The sequence below is a fragment of the Enterobacter sp. FB genome, assembly GCF_000805795.1.
Taxonomy (GTDB): Bacteria; Pseudomonadota; Gammaproteobacteria; order Enterobacterales; family Enterobacteriaceae; genus Enterobacter; species Enterobacter roggenkampii.
This window is the reverse complement of sequence record NZ_JSZC01000017.1, coordinates 1-15,764: the sequence shown is the minus strand read 5'-3', so window position 1 is coordinate 15,764 and position 15,764 is coordinate 1. Positions and strand designations below refer to the sequence as shown.

The 15,764-nt window shown below is 52.2% G+C and carries 17 protein-coding genes, 1 tRNA gene and 2 rRNA genes; 14 read left to right on the top strand and 6 right to left on the bottom strand.

From position 1 onward, the window contains the following. Positions 1-7 precede the first annotated feature (7 nt). The 5 genes from rpoA (at position 8) to PI91_RS22215 (ending at position 2,598) form a co-directional block, all read left to right on the top strand. Positions 8-997 carry a DNA-directed RNA polymerase subunit alpha gene (gene rpoA / locus PI91_RS22235; RefSeq protein ID WP_002919219.1) on the top strand — a complete coding sequence of 330 codons (990 nt, stop codon included), beginning with the start codon at positions 8-10 and terminating at the stop codon, positions 995-997. Between the two features lie 40 nt (positions 998-1,037). Next, a complete protein-coding gene (gene rplQ / locus PI91_RS22230; protein ID WP_001216368.1) occupies positions 1,038-1,421 on the top strand; it encodes a 50S ribosomal protein L17 in 384 nt (127 codons plus the stop codon). A gap of 107 nt (positions 1,422-1,528) precedes the next feature. Then, complete coding sequence (locus PI91_RS22225; RefSeq protein WP_021242971.1) at positions 1,529-1,897, top strand: DUF1992 domain-containing protein; 369 nt, start codon at positions 1,529-1,531, stop codon at positions 1,895-1,897. 2 nt (positions 1,898-1,899) lie between these two features. After that, on the top strand, positions 1,900-2,325 hold the full coding sequence (gene zntR / locus PI91_RS22220; RefSeq protein WP_021242972.1) for a Zn(2+)-responsive transcriptional regulator: 426 nt from the start codon (positions 1,900-1,902) through the stop codon (positions 2,323-2,325). A 57-nt stretch (positions 2,326-2,382) separates the two neighbouring features. Next, entirely contained in the window at positions 2,383-2,598 is a 216-nt protein-coding gene (locus PI91_RS22215) for an alternative ribosome-rescue factor A (RefSeq protein ID WP_021242973.1), read from the top strand. Here the strand turns inward: PI91_RS22215 and mscL are convergent, their stop codons facing one another. The 5 genes from mscL to def form a co-directional block, all read right to left on the bottom strand. After that, positions 2,599-3,009 carry a large-conductance mechanosensitive channel protein MscL gene (gene mscL, locus PI91_RS22210; protein WP_008503483.1) on the bottom strand — a complete coding sequence of 137 codons (411 nt, stop codon included), beginning with the start codon at positions 3,007-3,009 and terminating at the stop codon, positions 2,599-2,601. 147 nt (positions 3,010-3,156) lie between these two features. Next, a complete protein-coding gene (trkA, locus tag PI91_RS22205; RefSeq protein WP_039267144.1) occupies positions 3,157-4,533 on the bottom strand; it encodes a Trk system potassium transporter TrkA in 1,377 nt (458 codons plus the stop codon). 22 nt (positions 4,534-4,555) lie between these two features. After that, complete coding sequence (gene rsmB / locus PI91_RS22200) at positions 4,556-5,842, bottom strand: 16S rRNA (cytosine(967)-C(5))-methyltransferase RsmB (RefSeq protein WP_039267217.1); 1,287 nt, start codon at positions 5,840-5,842, stop codon at positions 4,556-4,558. 52 nt (positions 5,843-5,894) lie between these two features. After that, positions 5,895-6,842 carry a methionyl-tRNA formyltransferase gene (fmt, locus tag PI91_RS22195; RefSeq protein WP_039267143.1) on the bottom strand — a complete coding sequence of 316 codons (948 nt, stop codon included), beginning with the start codon at positions 6,840-6,842 and terminating at the stop codon, positions 5,895-5,897. Positions 6,843-6,867: 25 nt separating this feature from the next. Then, positions 6,868-7,377, bottom strand: coding sequence for a peptide deformylase (gene def, locus PI91_RS22190; protein ID WP_008503479.1), 510 nt, complete (start codon positions 7,375-7,377; stop codon positions 6,868-6,870). A 127-nt stretch (positions 7,378-7,504) separates the two neighbouring features. On the opposite strand from def, the gene dprA reads away from it, so the two are divergent. The 6 genes from dprA to PI91_RS22160 are packed head-to-tail and all read left to right on the top strand — an operon-like array spanning position 7,505 to position 11,288. Continuing rightward, positions 7,505-8,629: a DNA-protecting protein DprA gene (dprA, locus tag PI91_RS22185; RefSeq protein ID WP_039267215.1), complete on the top strand. Its 1,125-nt coding sequence runs from the start codon at positions 7,505-7,507 to the stop codon at positions 8,627-8,629. Further along, on the top strand, positions 8,601-9,074 hold the full coding sequence (smg, locus tag PI91_RS22180) for a DUF494 family protein Smg (RefSeq protein ID WP_008503477.1): 474 nt from the start codon (positions 8,601-8,603) through the stop codon (positions 9,072-9,074). Before dprA ends, smg begins: the two co-directional genes overlap by 29 nt. A 26-nt stretch (positions 9,075-9,100) precedes the next feature. Then, a complete protein-coding gene (locus tag PI91_RS22175; RefSeq protein ID WP_023294698.1) occupies positions 9,101-9,655 on the top strand; it encodes a type I DNA topoisomerase in 555 nt (184 codons plus the stop codon). Then, the gene (tsaC, locus tag PI91_RS22170; RefSeq protein WP_008503475.1) at positions 9,648-10,220 is read left to right on the top strand and encodes an L-threonylcarbamoyladenylate synthase type 1 TsaC; all 573 of its coding nucleotides are present in this window, start codon (positions 9,648-9,650) and stop codon (positions 10,218-10,220) included. Before PI91_RS22175 ends, tsaC begins: the two co-directional genes overlap by 8 nt. A 4-nt stretch (positions 10,221-10,224) precedes the next feature. Beyond that, positions 10,225-11,043, top strand: coding sequence for a shikimate dehydrogenase (gene aroE / locus PI91_RS22165; protein ID WP_023345008.1), 819 nt, complete (start codon positions 10,225-10,227; stop codon positions 11,041-11,043). After that, the gene (locus PI91_RS22160) at positions 11,040-11,288 is read left to right on the top strand and encodes a DUF1488 domain-containing protein (protein ID WP_023345007.1); all 249 of its coding nucleotides are present in this window, start codon (positions 11,040-11,042) and stop codon (positions 11,286-11,288) included. Before aroE ends, PI91_RS22160 begins: the two co-directional genes overlap by 4 nt. On the opposite strand, the gene PI91_RS22155 is transcribed toward PI91_RS22160, so the two are convergent. Then, positions 11,264-11,818: a gamma carbonic anhydrase family protein gene (locus tag PI91_RS22155; protein ID WP_025912249.1), complete on the bottom strand. Its 555-nt coding sequence runs from the start codon at positions 11,816-11,818 to the stop codon at positions 11,264-11,266. The two genes, PI91_RS22160 and PI91_RS22155, sit on opposite strands and share 25 nt — an antisense overlap. 471 nt (positions 11,819-12,289) lie before the next feature. Between PI91_RS22155 and PI91_RS22150 the strand changes: the two genes are divergently transcribed. From PI91_RS22150 to PI91_RS22140, 3 genes are all read left to right on the top strand, one after another. Continuing rightward, positions 12,290-13,830, top strand: a 16S ribosomal RNA gene (locus tag PI91_RS22150). Positions 13,831-13,915: 85 nt separating this feature from the next. Continuing rightward, positions 13,916-13,989: transfer RNA gene (locus PI91_RS22145), tRNA-Glu, on the top strand. A gap of 183 nt (positions 13,990-14,172) precedes the next feature. Continuing rightward, positions 14,173-15,764 (top strand): 23S ribosomal RNA (locus PI91_RS22140); the annotation flags it as partial.

The window sequence follows — 15,764 nt, the reverse complement described above, 5'->3', positions numbered from 1 at the left end:
GGACACAATGCAGGGTTCTGTGACAGAGTTTCTAAAACCGCGCCTGGTAGATATCGAGCAAGTGAGTTCGACGCACGCCAAGGTGACCCTTGAGCCTTTAGAGCGTGGCTTTGGCCATACTCTGGGTAACGCACTGCGCCGTATTCTGCTCTCATCGATGCCGGGTTGCGCGGTGACCGAGGTTGAGATTGATGGTGTACTTCATGAGTACAGCACCAAAGAAGGCGTTCAGGAAGATATCCTTGAAATCCTGCTCAACCTGAAAGGGCTGGCGGTGAGAGTTCAGGGTAAAGATGAAGTTATTCTTACTCTGAATAAATCTGGCATTGGCCCTGTGACTGCAGCCGACATCACCCACGACGGTGATGTTGAAATCGTCAAGCCGCAGCACGTGATCTGCCACCTGACCGATGAGAACGCAGCTATTAGCATGCGTATCAAAGTTCAGCGCGGTCGTGGTTATGTGCCGGCTTCTGCCCGAATTCATTCGGAAGAAGATGAGCGCCCAATCGGCCGTCTGCTGGTCGACGCATGCTACAGCCCTGTAGAGCGTATTGCCTACAATGTTGAAGCAGCGCGTGTAGAACAGCGTACCGACCTGGACAAGCTGGTCATCGAAATGGAAACCAACGGCACAATCGATCCTGAAGAGGCGATTCGTCGTGCGGCAACCATCCTGGCAGAACAACTGGAAGCTTTCGTTGACTTACGTGATGTTCGTCAGCCGGAAGTGAAAGAAGAGAAACCAGAATTCGATCCGATCCTGCTGCGCCCTGTTGACGATCTCGAATTGACTGTCCGCTCTGCTAACTGCCTCAAGGCAGAAGCTATCCACTATATCGGTGATCTGGTACAGCGTACCGAGGTTGAGTTGCTGAAAACGCCGAACCTGGGTAAAAAATCTCTTACCGAGATTAAAGACGTGCTGGCTTCACGTGGTCTGTCTCTGGGCATGCGCCTGGAAAACTGGCCACCGGCAAGCATTGCTGACGAGTAACCGGATCACAGGTTAAGGTTTTACTGAGAAGGATAAGGTCATGCGCCATCGTAAGAGTGGTCGTCAACTGAACCGCAACAGCAGCCATCGCCAGGCTATGTTCCGCAACATGGCAGGTTCACTGGTTCGTCATGAGATCATCAAGACGACCCTGCCTAAAGCGAAAGAGCTGCGTCGCGTAGTTGAGCCGCTGATTACTCTTGCCAAGACTGACAGCGTTGCTAATCGTCGTCTGGCATTCGCCCGTACTCGTGATAACGAGATCGTGGCAAAACTGTTTAACGAACTGGGCCCGCGTTTCGCGAGCCGTGCCGGTGGTTACACTCGCATTCTGAAGTGTGGCTTCCGTGCAGGCGACAACGCGCCGATGGCTTACATCGAGCTGGTTGATCGTTCAGAGAAAGCAGAAGCTGCTGCAGAGTAATCTGCAGTAACGTAAAAAAACCCGCTCCGGCGGGTTTTTTTATATCCGCGATATCCCCACTTCTCTACAATATCTGTATCAATTCTGTTCATCCTCTGGAGCGGGTAATGTGGCTGCTTGACCAGTGGGCAGAACGCCATATTCGTGATGCCCAAAAAAAAGGTGAATTCGACGATCTTCCGGGACGCGGCGAACCCCTTATGCTTGACGATGACTCGCATATTGCGCCTGAATTACGCGCGGGATACCGTTTACTAAAGAATGCAGGCTGTCTCCCTCCTGAGCTCGAACAGCGCAGAGAGGCTGTTGAACTTGTCGATCTGCTAAAAGGGATCCGTCAGGACGATCCGCGACATTCTGAACTTAGCCGCCGTCTCGCCGTGCTTGAACTTAAACTGCGTCAGGCAGGAATGAATACTGACTTTCTGCACGGTGAATACGGTGAACGCTTGTTGCGGAAAATAAACGAGGAGTAGTTATGTACCGTATCGGTGAACTTGCGAAGCTCGCGAACGTCACACCGGATACCATCCGATATTACGAAAAGCAGCAGATGATCGATCATGAAGTTCGTACTGAAGGTGGCTTCCGACTTTATACCGATAACGATCTGCAGCGCCTGCGGTTTATTCGTTATGCGCGCCAGCTCGGTTTCACATTAGACTCGATCCGCGAGTTATTATCGATCCGCATCGATCCGGCACATCACACCTGTCAGGAGTCAAAAAGCATTGTGCAGGCCCGGTTGGATGAAGTTGAAGCACGCATTCAGGAATTGCAAACCATGCAGCGCTCTCTGCAAAGGCTGAATGATGCTTGTTGTGGCACGGCCCACAGCAGTATTTATTGTTCCATTCTGGAAGCCCTTGAACAGGGGGCCAGTGGGGAAACCGAGGACTGTTGATTTTTAGTCCAACCGGGTCTAGACTCCCGTCGACATAAACCATGCTCAGGAGAATTTATGAGCCGCTATCAGCACACGAAAGGGCAGATTAAAGACAATGCCATTGAGGCACTACTTCATGACCCGCTATTCAGACAGCGCGTTGAGAAGAATAAAAAAGGGAAAGGAAGTTATCTGCGTAAAGGCAAGCATGCAAAACGGGGTAACTGGGAGGCCAGTGGCAAACAAGCGAATCGCTTATTTACCACTGGCCTTCCTGCTTTAAGCTTCTGATTAAACGCGCTTGTTCTGCTCTTTTAACAGATCGCGAATCTCACTCAGCAGCACTTCTTCTTTTGTCGGTGCAGGCGCTGCTGCCGGCTCTTCTTTTTTACGGTTGAGTTTATTGATCAGCTTGATAGCCATAAAAATGGCAAACGCCACAATCACGAAATCAAATACGTTCTGAATAAATACGCCGTAGTGCATCACGACTGCCGGCACATCCCCCTGTGCTTCACGCAACGTGAAAGCGAACTGTTTGAAATCAATGCCCCCGATTAGCAACCCTAAAGGTGGCATGATAATGTCGGCCACTAATGATGAAACAATCTTGCCGAATGCTGCACCAATAATGACACCCACTGCCAAATCCACCACGTTTCCGCGCATCGCAAATTCGCGAAATTCTTTAATAAAACTCATTTTGTTCTCCTTGTGCCAGCTGACGACTATAAGTTTAACAAATGATTAGCTAATTGCCATTCGTGATAATTAAACGTTATGCAAAATAAAAGGCACAGAAATGAGAAGGATAAAGAGCGGGTACCCCATTTGAGAGCACCCGACACATTAAAGGAAGAATGGGCTTGGCTGGAATAAACGTTCGACGTCGGTAATAAACTTTTTATCGGTAAGGAACATAATAACGTGATCGCCTTGCTCAATGCGCAAATTATCATTGGCAATCATGACATCATTCCCGCGCACGACAGCACCAATAATGGTGCCCGGTGGCAGCTTAATTTCGTCTATCGAACGGCCCACGACGCGTGATGTGGTTTCATCTCCGTGCGCTACGGCTTCAATGGCTTCCGCTACCCCGCGACGAAGCGATGATACCCCAACAATATCCGCTTTACGCACATGGCTCAGTAACGCGGAAATTGTCGCCTGCTGCGGCGAAATGGCAATATCAATGACGCTGCCCTGAACCAGATCAACATAGGCTTTGCGCTGGATAAGCACCATGACCTTCTTTGCCCCCATACGTTTCGCGAGCATGGCAGACATTATATTCGCCTCGTCGTCGTTGGTGATGGCAATAAAAAGATCAACTTGATCAATATGCTCTTCAGCCAGCAACTCCTGATCTGACGCATCGCCATAAAATACGATCGTATTTTGCAGTTTTTCCGCCAGTTCAGCCGCTCGCTGCTGATCGCGTTCGATCAATTTTACGCTGTAATCTTTTTCCAGCCGGTGTGCCAGACCGGCACCAATATTGCCGCCGCCGACCAGCATAATGCGTTTATAGGGTTTTTCGAGACGCTGAAGTTCACTCATCACCGCACGAATATGCTGTGAAGCCGCAATAAAGAAGACTTCGTCCCCGGCTTCGACAATCGTAGAGCCCTGCGGGCGGATAGGTCTGTCGTGGCGGAAAATAGCCGCGACGCGCGTATCAATATGCGGCATATGCTCGCGCATGGTGGACAACGCGTTGCCAATCAACGGGCCGCCGTAATAGGCCTTAACGACGGCCAGGCTCACTTTACCTTCGGCAAAGTTCACCACCTGCAGGGCGCCCGGATATTCGATCAGACGGTAGATATTGTCGATCACCAGCTGTTCTGGCGCGATAAGATGGTCAATAGGAACTGCTTCTGAATTAAACAGTTTCTCAGCATCGCGAACATAGTCCGGAGAGCGGATGCGCGCGATTCGGTTTGGCGTGTTAAAAAGCGAGTAGGCCACCTGACAGGCCACCATATTGGTTTCGTCAGAACTGGTCACCGCAACCAGCATGTCGGCATCGTCAGCACCCGCCTCACGAAGAACGCGCGGGTGCGAACCATGACCCTGCACAACGCGCAGGTCAAATTTGTCCTGTAAAACACGCAGGCGATCGCCGTTGGTATCCACGATGGTGATATCGTTGTTTTCGCCAACCAGATTTTCCGCCAGCGTTCCACCAACCTGTCCTGCGCCCAGAATGATAATCTTCATCTCTCGTGACCTGTTCTCAACATCACTCTTTGATTAGCTTAGCGTAAAAGAAGCCATCACCCTCTTCTGCACCCGGCAGATTCTGCTGACCCGGGCATTCAGGCGTTCCCGTATCGTGCAGCGCCGCGTCCGGGGTTCGTTTAAGGAAGGCCGCGATTTGCTGACTGTTTTCTTCCGGCAGTACTGAACAGGTTGCATAGACCAGCGTGCCGCCGGGTTTGAGATGCGGCCAGATGGCGTCAAGGATGTCGGATTGCAGTTGGGCAAGCTCACTAATATCACGATCGCGACGCAGCCACTTGATATCCGGATGACGACGAATCACACCGGTTGCAGAGCAGGGGGCATCCAGCAAAATGCGATCGAATTGTGCTTCGCCACACCATTCTGCGGGTTTGCGTCCATCGCCTTGCTTAACCTGTGCCTTCATGCCCAGGCGCTTGAGGTTGTCGTAGACGCGTGAAAGACGTTGCTCATCAACGTCCACTGCCATCACGCTGGCCTGCGGAGCCACTTCAAGAATATGCGTCGTTTTGCCCCCTGGTGCGGCGCAAAGATCGAGGATCTGCTCACCGTTTTGGGGTTTAAGCCAGGTCATGCAACCCTGAGCAGAAGCATCCTGTACCGTTACCCAACCCTCTTCAAAGCCGGGTAATGCATGTACCGGTGCAGGCGATGCTAAGCGCACGGCATCAGGGTATGCGTCATGGGTGAAGCCGCTCATTCCAGCTTCTTCGAGTAATGCCAGCCATGCGTCACGGGTGTGGTGATTACGATTCACGCGTAACCACATTGGCGGACGCTGGTTGTTGGCATCGGCAATGTCCTGCCACTGCTGCGGATAAGCTTTTTTCAGGCGCTTCAACAGCCAGTCCGGATGCAGGAAGCGCGCTTCGTTTTGGGCAAATTCAGCCAGAAGCTCATCCTGCTGTCGCTGGAACTGACGCAATACGCCGTTGATCAGCCCTTTCAGCTGAGGACGTTTAATCGCAACGGCACCTTCCACCGTCTCTGCCAGCGCGGCATGAGGTGGGATGCGGGTATGAAGAAGCTGATAAAAACCCACCATAATTAAATAATGTACGGTGCGCTGCTTGCCCGTCATTGGGCGGGACATCAGCTTGTTAATCAACCACTCAAGCTGAGAGAGTGTGCGCAGGACGCCAAAGCAGAGCTCCTGAAGCAGGGCTTTATCTTTATCAGAGACTTTTTGCTGCAGGGGAGGCAGGACGTTGCTCAGTGACTGGCCCTGCTCGATAACCTGCTCGACGGCCTGGGCCGCCATGCTGCGTAGATTTTGTTTTTTCATAACCGTAAAAATAAAAATGCCCGGAAACACCGGGCCTTAAGAATAAATTTGCTCAGGCAAGGCGATTGCCAGGGATAAACCATTCGCGACGGGAATTTAGTAGATCCTGAGCACTCATGGCTTTCTTACCGGCCGGTTGGAGCGATTCAAGATTCAAAATCCCTTGCGCAGTCGCCACCTGGATGCCGTTCTTGCTGGCATCAATAATCGTACCGGGTTCCACCGTGGTAGCGCTGCTAATGACGGAGGCTTTCCAGACTTTTACTGGCTGCCCATCAATTTCCAACCAGCTCATCGGCCACGGATTAAAAGCGCGAATGCAACGTTCAAGCTGAGCGGCTGACAGGGACCAGTCGATCCGCGCTTCTTCTTTGCTCAGCTTTTCGGCGTAGGTTACCTGCGCGTCGTCCTGAACTTCTGGTTTTACCGTATTGTCAGCAAGCTGCTGAAGCGTCTCGATGAGCCCTTGTGGGCCAAGGTCTGCCAGTTTGTCATACAGCGTGGCGCTGGTATCGTCTGACGTAATGGGGCAGGCCAGTTTATAGAGCATGTCGCCGGTGTCTAAACCTACGTCCATCTTCATGATGGTAACGCCCGTTTCGGGATCACCCGCCCACAGCGCGCGCTGGATAGGTGCTGCACCACGCCAGCGTGGGAGCAGGGACCCATGCACGTTGATACAACCCAGACGCGGCATATCAAGCACGGCTTTTGGCAGAATTAAACCGTAAGCCACTACCACCATTACGTCGGCATTCAGGTCAGCAACCAGTTGCTGATTTTCCTGCGGGCGCAGCGATGCGGGCTGGAAAACAGGAAGCCCATGCTCTTTTGCCAGCACCTTGACCGGGCTCGGCATCAGTTTTTTGCCGCGACCAGCAGGACGGTCCGGTTGGGTAAAGACGCCAACAATCTGGTGACCAGACGATAACAGCGCGTCAAGATGACGCGCTGCAAAATCAGGGGTTCCCGCGAAGATAATACGTAGTGATTTAGACACGATGATCCTTGTATCCGGTGGGACGTTATGCGCGAGAACGCAAACGATCCAGTTTCTCTACTTTCTGACGAATACGCTGCTGTTTCAGCGGCGAGAGATAATCGATAAACAGTTTACCGACCAGGTGATCCATCTCATGCTGAATACAAATCGCCAGCAGGTCATCTGCCTCCAGTTCGAACGGATTACCGTCACGATCCAGAGCGCGAATTTTCACTTTCTCAGCACGCGGCACTAACGCACGCTGTTCAGGAATGGAGAGACAGCCTTCCTCAATACCGGTTTCGCCACTCTTTTCAAGCAGCTCTGGGTTGATCAGCACCAGACGACCATCGCGATTCTCAGAAACGTCGATCACGATAATACGCTTGTGAATGTCCACCTGCGTTGCCGCCAGGCCAATGCCTTCTTCGGCGTACATGGTATCGAACATATCATCAACGATACGCTGGATTTCTGCATTCACTTCTTTAACCGGTTCAGCGACGATGCGAAGGCGCTCGTCCGGAATATGTAATACTTGCAAAACTGCCATAAATTTCCAGAGTCGTGTTCAGGAGTTGATAAGAATACTCCCTCTATTCTAGACAAATCCCCCATCGATTGACAGCATCAGTGACCAATCGCAATGATTGCGGAGACCGCTTATGGCAGGGGAAAGGATGACATCTACCGAGATTTGGCTACGGCTCATGCACACAGGTTCTTTGTGTGGTGATGTCATGGTGGAAGCGGCTGCACGACTGCAGAGGCAGGAAGGCATCGACACGCTTGTTCTGAGAAACGCTGGATTGACAGCTAAGCAGGCTGAACGATTCGTTGCGTTCGATGAGAGTGAGCTGGAACGTAGCCTGATATGGCTTGAGCAGCCGGGTCATCATTTATTAACGGCCAACCATCCCCTTTATCCCCCTTTGCTCCGCACGATCCCTGATTATCCCGGAGCATTATTCATAAAAGGTAACCCTGAGGCGCTTAATACCGTTCAGCTGGCGGTGGTAGGCAGTCGTGCGCCGTCATGGTACGGCGAGCGGTGGGGGAAAATCCTGTGCGAACAACTTTCACAAAGTGGTTTCACGATCACCAGCGGGCTGGCCTGTGGTATTGACGGCGTTGCCCACAGCGCGGCGCTGTCAGTAAAAGGACGAAGTGTCGCGGTGCTGGGGAACGGTCTTTTTAGCATTTACCCACGCCGGCATCAGGCATTGGCGATGCGGCTTATTGAGTCTGACGGCGCGATAGTATCTGAGTTTCCGCTTTCCGCGCAGCCCCGACCGGCAAACTTTCCGCGTCGTAATCGCATCATCAGCGGCCTTAGCAAAGGCGTGCTGGTCGTTGAAGCCGCGCGGCGAAGCGGTTCGCTGGTCACGGCACGGTGCGCGCTCGAACAGGGGCGAGAAGTCTTCGCCTTGCCAGGCCCGATAGGTAATCCCGGATGCGAGGGACCGCACTGGCTGATTAAGCAGGGGGCAACACCGGTAACGGAAGTCGGGGACATTCTTGAAAATTTGCAATATGGGCTGCAATGGCTGCAGGAAGATCCCGAAAAGCGACAATATTCATCAGATCAGGGAAAGGTGGCATTGCCATTTCCCAAGCTCCTGGCTAACGTAGGAGATGAGGTAACACCTGTTGACGTTGTCGCTGAACGTGCCGGCCAACCTGTGCCAGTAACGGTAGCACAGCTACTCGAACTGGAGTTAGCAGGGTGGATCGCAGCTGTACCCGGCGGCTATGTCCGATTAAGGAGGGCATGCCATGTTCGACGTACTGATGTATTTGTTTGAGACTTACATCCATAACGAAGCAGAAATGCGAGTGGATCAGGACAAGTTGACACAGGATCTTACCGATGCGGGATTTGAGCGGGAAGATATCTACAATGCGTTGATGTGGCTGGAAAAACTGGCTGATTATCAGGAAGGCCTTGCCGAACCGATGCAGCTTGCTTCTGACCCATTGTCAGTACGCATTTATACCGCTGAAGAGTGTGAACGGCTGGACGCCAGCTGCCGGGGGTTCATTTTATTCCTTGAGCAGATTCAGGTGCTAAACCTCGAAACGAGAGAAATGGTGATAGAGCGCGTCATGGCGCTGGATACCGCAGAATTTGAACTGGAAGATCTCAAATGGGTGATCCTGATGGTTCTGTTTAATATCCCGGGCTGTGAAAATGCCTATCAGCAAATGGAAGAATTACTCTTTGAAGTGAATGAAGGTATGCTGCACTAATTCAATGTGCAGCACCAAGAGTTGTTATGGCCAAATCAGCACTATTCACGGTGCATAAAAACGAGCCCTGCCCGCAGTGCGGGGCTGAACTTGTTATTCGGTCCGGGAAACACGGCCCGTTTCTCGGTTGTTCTCACTATCCGGAATGCGATTATGTTCGTCCTCTGAAAAGCCAGGCGGATGGACATATCGTTAAAATTCTGGAGGGGCAGCTTTGTCCTCTTTGCGGTGGCGAACTCGCGCTACGTCAGGGGCGTTTCGGCATGTTTATTGGATGTAGCCGCTACCCGGAATGTGAACATACGGAACAAATTGATAAGCCTGATGAAACGGCAATTGCCTGCCCTCAGTGTCAGCGAGGTCAGCTGGTACAGCGCCGCTCCCGTTATGGTAAGACTTTCCATTCGTGCGATCGCTACCCTGAATGCCAGTTCGTTATCAATTTTAAGCCGGTAGCGGGAATCTGCCCTCATTGCAATTATCCGCTACTGATAGAGAAGAAAACCGCGCAAGGCATGAAACGCTTCTGCGCCAGTAAACAATGTGGAAAGCCGGTTACGGCGGATCAAAATAGTGAATAATAACCTGCCATCAGGCTCCATTGCGCATGCCGTGGACGTACTGAAAAATGAAGAAGTCATCGCCTATCCAACTGAAGCTGTTTTTGGGGTCGGTTGCGATCCTGACAGCGAAACGGCTGTGAGCCGTCTGCTTACTCTTAAACAAAGACCCGTCGAGAAAGGGCTGATTTTGATCGCTGCGAATTACGAGCAGCTTAAACCCTATATCGATGATTCTATGCTGACACCGGCACAGCGCGAGACAATCTTCTCCGCATGGCCTGGACCAGTAACCTTCGTCTTCCCGGCTCAGCCTACAACGCCGCGCTGGTTAACCGGACGCTTTGACTCCCTTGCCGTTCGCGTCACTGACCATCCGCTGGTGGTGGAGCTGTGCCTGGCATTTGGTAAACCACTGGTCTCAACCAGCGCCAACCTGACCGGGCAGCCGCCTTGTCGGACAACTGAAGAAGTGCTGGCGCAGTTCGGGAATGACTTTCCTGTCGCTGTCGGTGAAACGGGAGGGCGCCTGAATCCGTCTGAGATTCGCGACGCTTTGACCGGCGAACGTTTTCGCCAGGGGTAATCTCATGGAAACCTATGCTGTTTTTGGTAATCCGATTGCACACAGCAAGTCACCGTGGATTCATCAGCAATTCGCGGAGCAGCTGCAGATAGATCATCCCTATGGGCGCGTACTGGCGCCAGTGGATGCCTTTATCCCAACGCTGGAGGCCTTTTTCGCCGCGGGGGGCAAAGGCGCGAATGTGACGGTCCCGTTTAAAGAAGAAGCATTCGAACGTGCAGATGAGCTGACCGAGCGCGCTTCACTTGCAGGTGCAGTCAATACCCTAAAACGGCTTGAGGATGGACGCCTTCTGGGTGACAACACCGACGGGATTGGTTTACTCAGCGATCTGGAAAGACTCTCCTTTATCAAACCCGGATTCCGGGTTCTGCTGATTGGCGCGGGTGGTGCATCGAGGGGCGTTCTGTTGCCTCTGCTTTCCCTGGACTGTTCAGTGACCATTACTAACAGAACCTTTTCCCGGGCAGAAGCGCTGGCGGCGTTGTTTGCGCATACCGGCAGCGTGAGCGCGGTAGCGCTTGACGATCTTGCTGAACGTGAGTTCGATCTTGTCATTAATGCCACATCCAGCGGCATCAGTGGCGAGATCCCGGCGATCCCCGCTTCGTTGGTCAGTGCGCATATGTACTTCTATGACATGTTCTATCAGAAAGGTAAGACGCCTTTCCTGAACTGGTGTGAACAACACGGCGCGAAACAGTTAGCCGATGGGCTGGGAATGCTGGTGGGGCAGGCTGCGCATGCGGTACTGCTCTGGCACGGAGTGTTGCCTGCTGTCGAGCCGGTCATTGAAAAGCTAAAGCAGGAGCTTTCGGCGTGAATCAGGCTATTCATTTCCCGGACAGAGAGAGCTGGGATGAGCATAAACAAGCGGTCTGTTTTCCTGTGCTGGTGCAGGGTATGCAGCTTACCTGTGCCATCCATGGAGAAACGCTGTTGCATCGTTTTGGCGGCACAGACCCGCTAGCGGTATTTTGCGAAAATCGCTGGGATCTGGAAGAGGAAGCCAGCGATTTAATCCGCGAACAGCAGGAAGACGATCAGGGTTGGGTTTGGTTATCCTGATCCAAATAGTCATTCTTCCATTTTACGTAGTTGTTCGCCGAGTATTTTAATCCTTCGATCTCCGCCTCCTTCAGGGGGCGGATCTGTTTTACCGGGCTTCCCAGATAGAGATAGCCGCTCTCCAGCCGTTTGTTCTGCGGGACCAGGCTACCGGCGCCAATCATCACGTCATCTTCTACTATGACGCCATCCAGTAAAATCGACCCCATGCCAACAAGTACGCGATTTCCGACAGTGCAGCCGTGAAGCATGACTTTATGGCCGACGGTAACATCTTCTCCAATAATGAGGGGATTGCCTTTCGGGTTATAGGACGATTTGTGCGTGACGTGCAGAACGCTACCGTCCTGAATATTGGTTCGCGCGCCAATAGACACATAGTTAACGTCTCCCCTGATGGCAACGAGTGGCCAGATACTAACGTCATCGGCCAGTCGGACATCACCAATGACCACACTACTGGCGTCGATCATTACGCGATCGCCTTGTTTGGGGAACAGATCTTTATAAGGACGTAATACTGCAGACATAACTACCTCTGAGAATGAGCGCTATACAGAAGACTTTGATCGTATTCGTCGATCGAGGCAAGGCAAAATACGTCAATATTTAAGCAGATCGGGCGGGATTTCAGCGAAAAGCGCGGAAAATCAGCAGTCGGAAAAAAAGATCTAAAAAATACTTGTGCTAAAAATTGGGATCCCTATAATGCGCCTCCATCGACACGGCGGATGTGAATCACTTCACAGACAACGCGGTCGGTTGAAGAGAAAAAATCCTGAAATAACGGGTTGACTCTGAAAGAGGAAAGCGTAATATACGCCACCTCGCAACGGTGAGCGAAAGCCGCGTTGCACTGCTCTTTAACAATTTATCAGACAATCTGTGTGGGCACTCAAAGTGACATGGATTCTTAACGTCCTCGGACGAAAAATGAATACCAAGTCTCTGAGTGAACATACGTAATTCATTACGAAGTTTAATTCACGAGCATCAAACTTAAATTGAAGAGTTTGATCATGGCTCAGATTGAACGCTGGCGGCAGGCCTAACACATGCAAGTCGAGCGGCAGCGGAAAGTAGCTTGCTACTTTGCCGGCGAGCGGCGGACGGGTGAGTAATGTCTGGGAAACTGCCTGATGGAGGGGGATAACTACTGGAAACGGTAGCTAATACCGCATAACGTCGCAAGACCAAAGAGGGGGACCTTCGGGCCTCTTGCCATCAGATGTGCCCAGATGGGATTAGCTAGTAGGTGGGGTAACGGCTCACCTAGGCGACGATCCCTAGCTGGTCTGAGAGGATGACCAGCCACACTGGAACTGAGACACGGTCCAGACTCCTACGGGAGGCAGCAGTGGGGAATATTGCACAATGGGCGCAAGCCTGATGCAGCCATGCCGCGTGTATGAAGAAGGCCTTCGGGTTGTAAAGTACTTTCAGCGGGGAGGAAGGCGTTGAGGTTAATAACCTCAGCGATTGACGTTACCCGCAGAAGAAGCACCGGCTAACTCCGTGCCAGCAGCCGCGGTAATACGGAGGGTGCAAGCGTTAATCGGAATTACTGGGCGTAAAGCGCACGCAGGCGGTCTGTCAAGTCGGATGTGAAATCCCCGGGCTCAACCTGGGAACTGCATTCGAAACTGGCAGGCTAGAGTCTTGTAGAGGGGGTAGAATTCCAGGTGTAGCGGTGAAATGCGTAGAGATCTGGAGGAATACCGGTGGCGAAGGCGGCCCCCTGGACAAAGACTGACGCTCAGGTGCGAAAGCGTGGGGAGCAAACAGGATTAGATACCCTGGTAGTCCACGCCGTAAACGATGTCGACTTGGAGGTTGTGCCCTTGAGGCGTGGCTTCCGGAGCTAACGCGTTAAGTCGACCGCCTGGGGAGTACGGCCGCAAGGTTAAAACTCAAATGAATTGACGGGGGCCCGCACAAGCGGTGGAGCATGTGGTTTAATTCGATGCAACGCGAAGAACCTTACCTACTCTTGACATCCAGAGAACTTTCCAGAGATGGATTGGTGCCTTCGGGAACTCTGAGACAGGTGCTGCATGGCTGTCGTCAGCTCGTGTTGTGAAATGTTGGGTTAAGTCCCGCAACGAGCGCAACCCTTATCCTTTGTTGCCAGCGGTCCGGCCGGGAACTCAAAGGAGACTGCCAGTGATAAACTGGAGGAAGGTGGGGATGACGTCAAGTCATCATGGCCCTTACGAGTAGGGCTACACACGTGCTACAATGGCGCATACAAAGAGAAGCGACCTCGCGAGAGCAAGCGGACCTCATAAAGTGCGTCGTAGTCCGGATTGGAGTCTGCAACTCGACTCCATGAAGTCGGAATCGCTAGTAATCGTAGATCAGAATGCTACGGTGAATACGTTCCCGGGCCTTGTACACACCGCCCGTCACACCATGGGAGTGGGTTGCAAAAGAAGTAGGTAGCTTAACCTTCGGGAGGGCGCTTACCACTTTGTGATTCATGACTGGGGTGAAGTCGTAACAAGGTAACCGTAGGGGAACCTGCGGTTGGATCACCTCCTTACCTTAAAGAACCTGCCTTTGTAGTGCTCACACAGATTGTCTGATGAAAAGTAAATAGCAAGGCGTCTTGCGATTGAGACTTCAGTGTCCCTTCGTCTAGAGGCCCAGGACACCGCCCTTTCACGGCGGTAACAGGGGTTCGAATCCCCTAGGGACGCCACTTGCTGGTTCGTGAGTGAAAGTCACCTGCCGTCATATCTCAAAACTGACTTACGAGTCACGTTTGAGATATTTGCTCTTTAAAAATCTGGATCAAGCTGAAAATTGAAACGACACATCTTAAATGGTGTGTTCGAGTCTCTCAAATTTTCGCAATCAGAAGTGAAACATCTTCGGGTTGTGAGGTTAAGCGACTAAGCGTACACGGTGGATGCCCTGGCAGTCAGAGGCGATGAAGGACGTGCTAATCTGCGAAAAGCGCCGGCGAGGTGATATGAACCTTTGACCCGGCGATGTCCGAATGGGGAAACCCAGTGCAATTCGTTGCACTATCGTTAACTGAATACATAGGTTAACGAGGCGAACCGGGGGAACTGAAACATCTAAGTACCCCGAGGAAAAGAAATCAACCGAGATTCCCCCAGTAGCGGCGAGCGAACGGGGAGCAGCCCAGAGTCTGAATCAGCTTGTGTGTTAGTGGAAGCGTCTGGAAAGTCGCACGGTACAGGGTGACAGTCCCGTACACGAAAATGCACAGGTTGTGAACTCGAAGAGTAGGGCGGGACACGTGGTATCCTGTCTGAATATGGGGGGACCATCCTCCAAGGCTAAATACTCCTGACTGACCGATAGTGAACCAGTACCGTGAGGGAAAGGCGAAAAGAACCCCGGCGAGGGGAGTGAAAAAGAACCTGAAACCGTGTACGTACAAGCAGTGGGAGCACCTTCGTGGTGTGACTGCGTACCTTTTGTATAATGGGTCAGCGACTTATATTCTGTAGCAAAGGTTAACCGTATAGGGGAGCCGAGGGAAACCGAGTCTTAACTGGGCGTTAAGTTGCAGGGTATACGACCCGAAACCCGGTGATCTAGCCATGGGCAGGTTGAAGGTTGGGTAACACTAACTGGAGGACCGAACCGACTAATGTTGAAAAATTAGCGGATGACTTGTGGCTGGGGGTGAAAGGCCAATCAAACCGGGAGATAGCTGGTTCTCCCCGAAAGCTATTTAGGTAGCGCCTCGTGAACTCATCTTCGGGGGTAGAGCACTGTTTCGGCTAGGGGGCCATCCCGGCTTACCAACCCGATGCAAACTACGAATACCGAAGAATGTTATCACGGGAGACACACGGCGGGTGCTAACGTCCGTCGTGAAGAGGGAAACAACCCAGACCGCCAGCTAAGGTCCCAAAGTCATGGTTAAGTGGGAAACGATGTGGGAAGGCACAGACAGCCAGGATGGTTGGCTTAGAAGCAGCCATCATTTAAAGAAGCGTAATAGCTCACTGGTCGAGTCGGCCTGCGCGGAAGATGTAACGGGGCTAAACCATGCACCGAAGCTGCGGCAGCGACACTATGTGTTGTTGGGTAGGGGAGCGTTCTGTAAGCCGTTGAAGGTGGCCTGTGAGGGTTGCTGGAGGTATCAGAAGTGCGATGCTGACATAAGTAACGATAAAAGCGGGTGAAAAGCCCGCTCGCCGGAAGACCAAGGGTTCCTGTCCAACGTTAATCGGGGCAGGGTGAGTCGACCCCTAAGGCGAGGCCGAAAGGCGTAGTCGATGGGAAACAGGTTAATATTCCTGTACTTGGTGTTACTGCGAAGGGGGGACGGAGAAGGCTATGTTAGCCGGGCGACGGTTGTCCGGTTTAAGCATGTAGGCGGAACGATTAGGTAAATCCGGTCGTTTATTAACGCTGAGGTGTGATGACGAGGCACTACGGTGCTGAAGTAACAAATGCCCTGCTTCCAGGAAAAGCCTCTAAGCATCAGGTAAC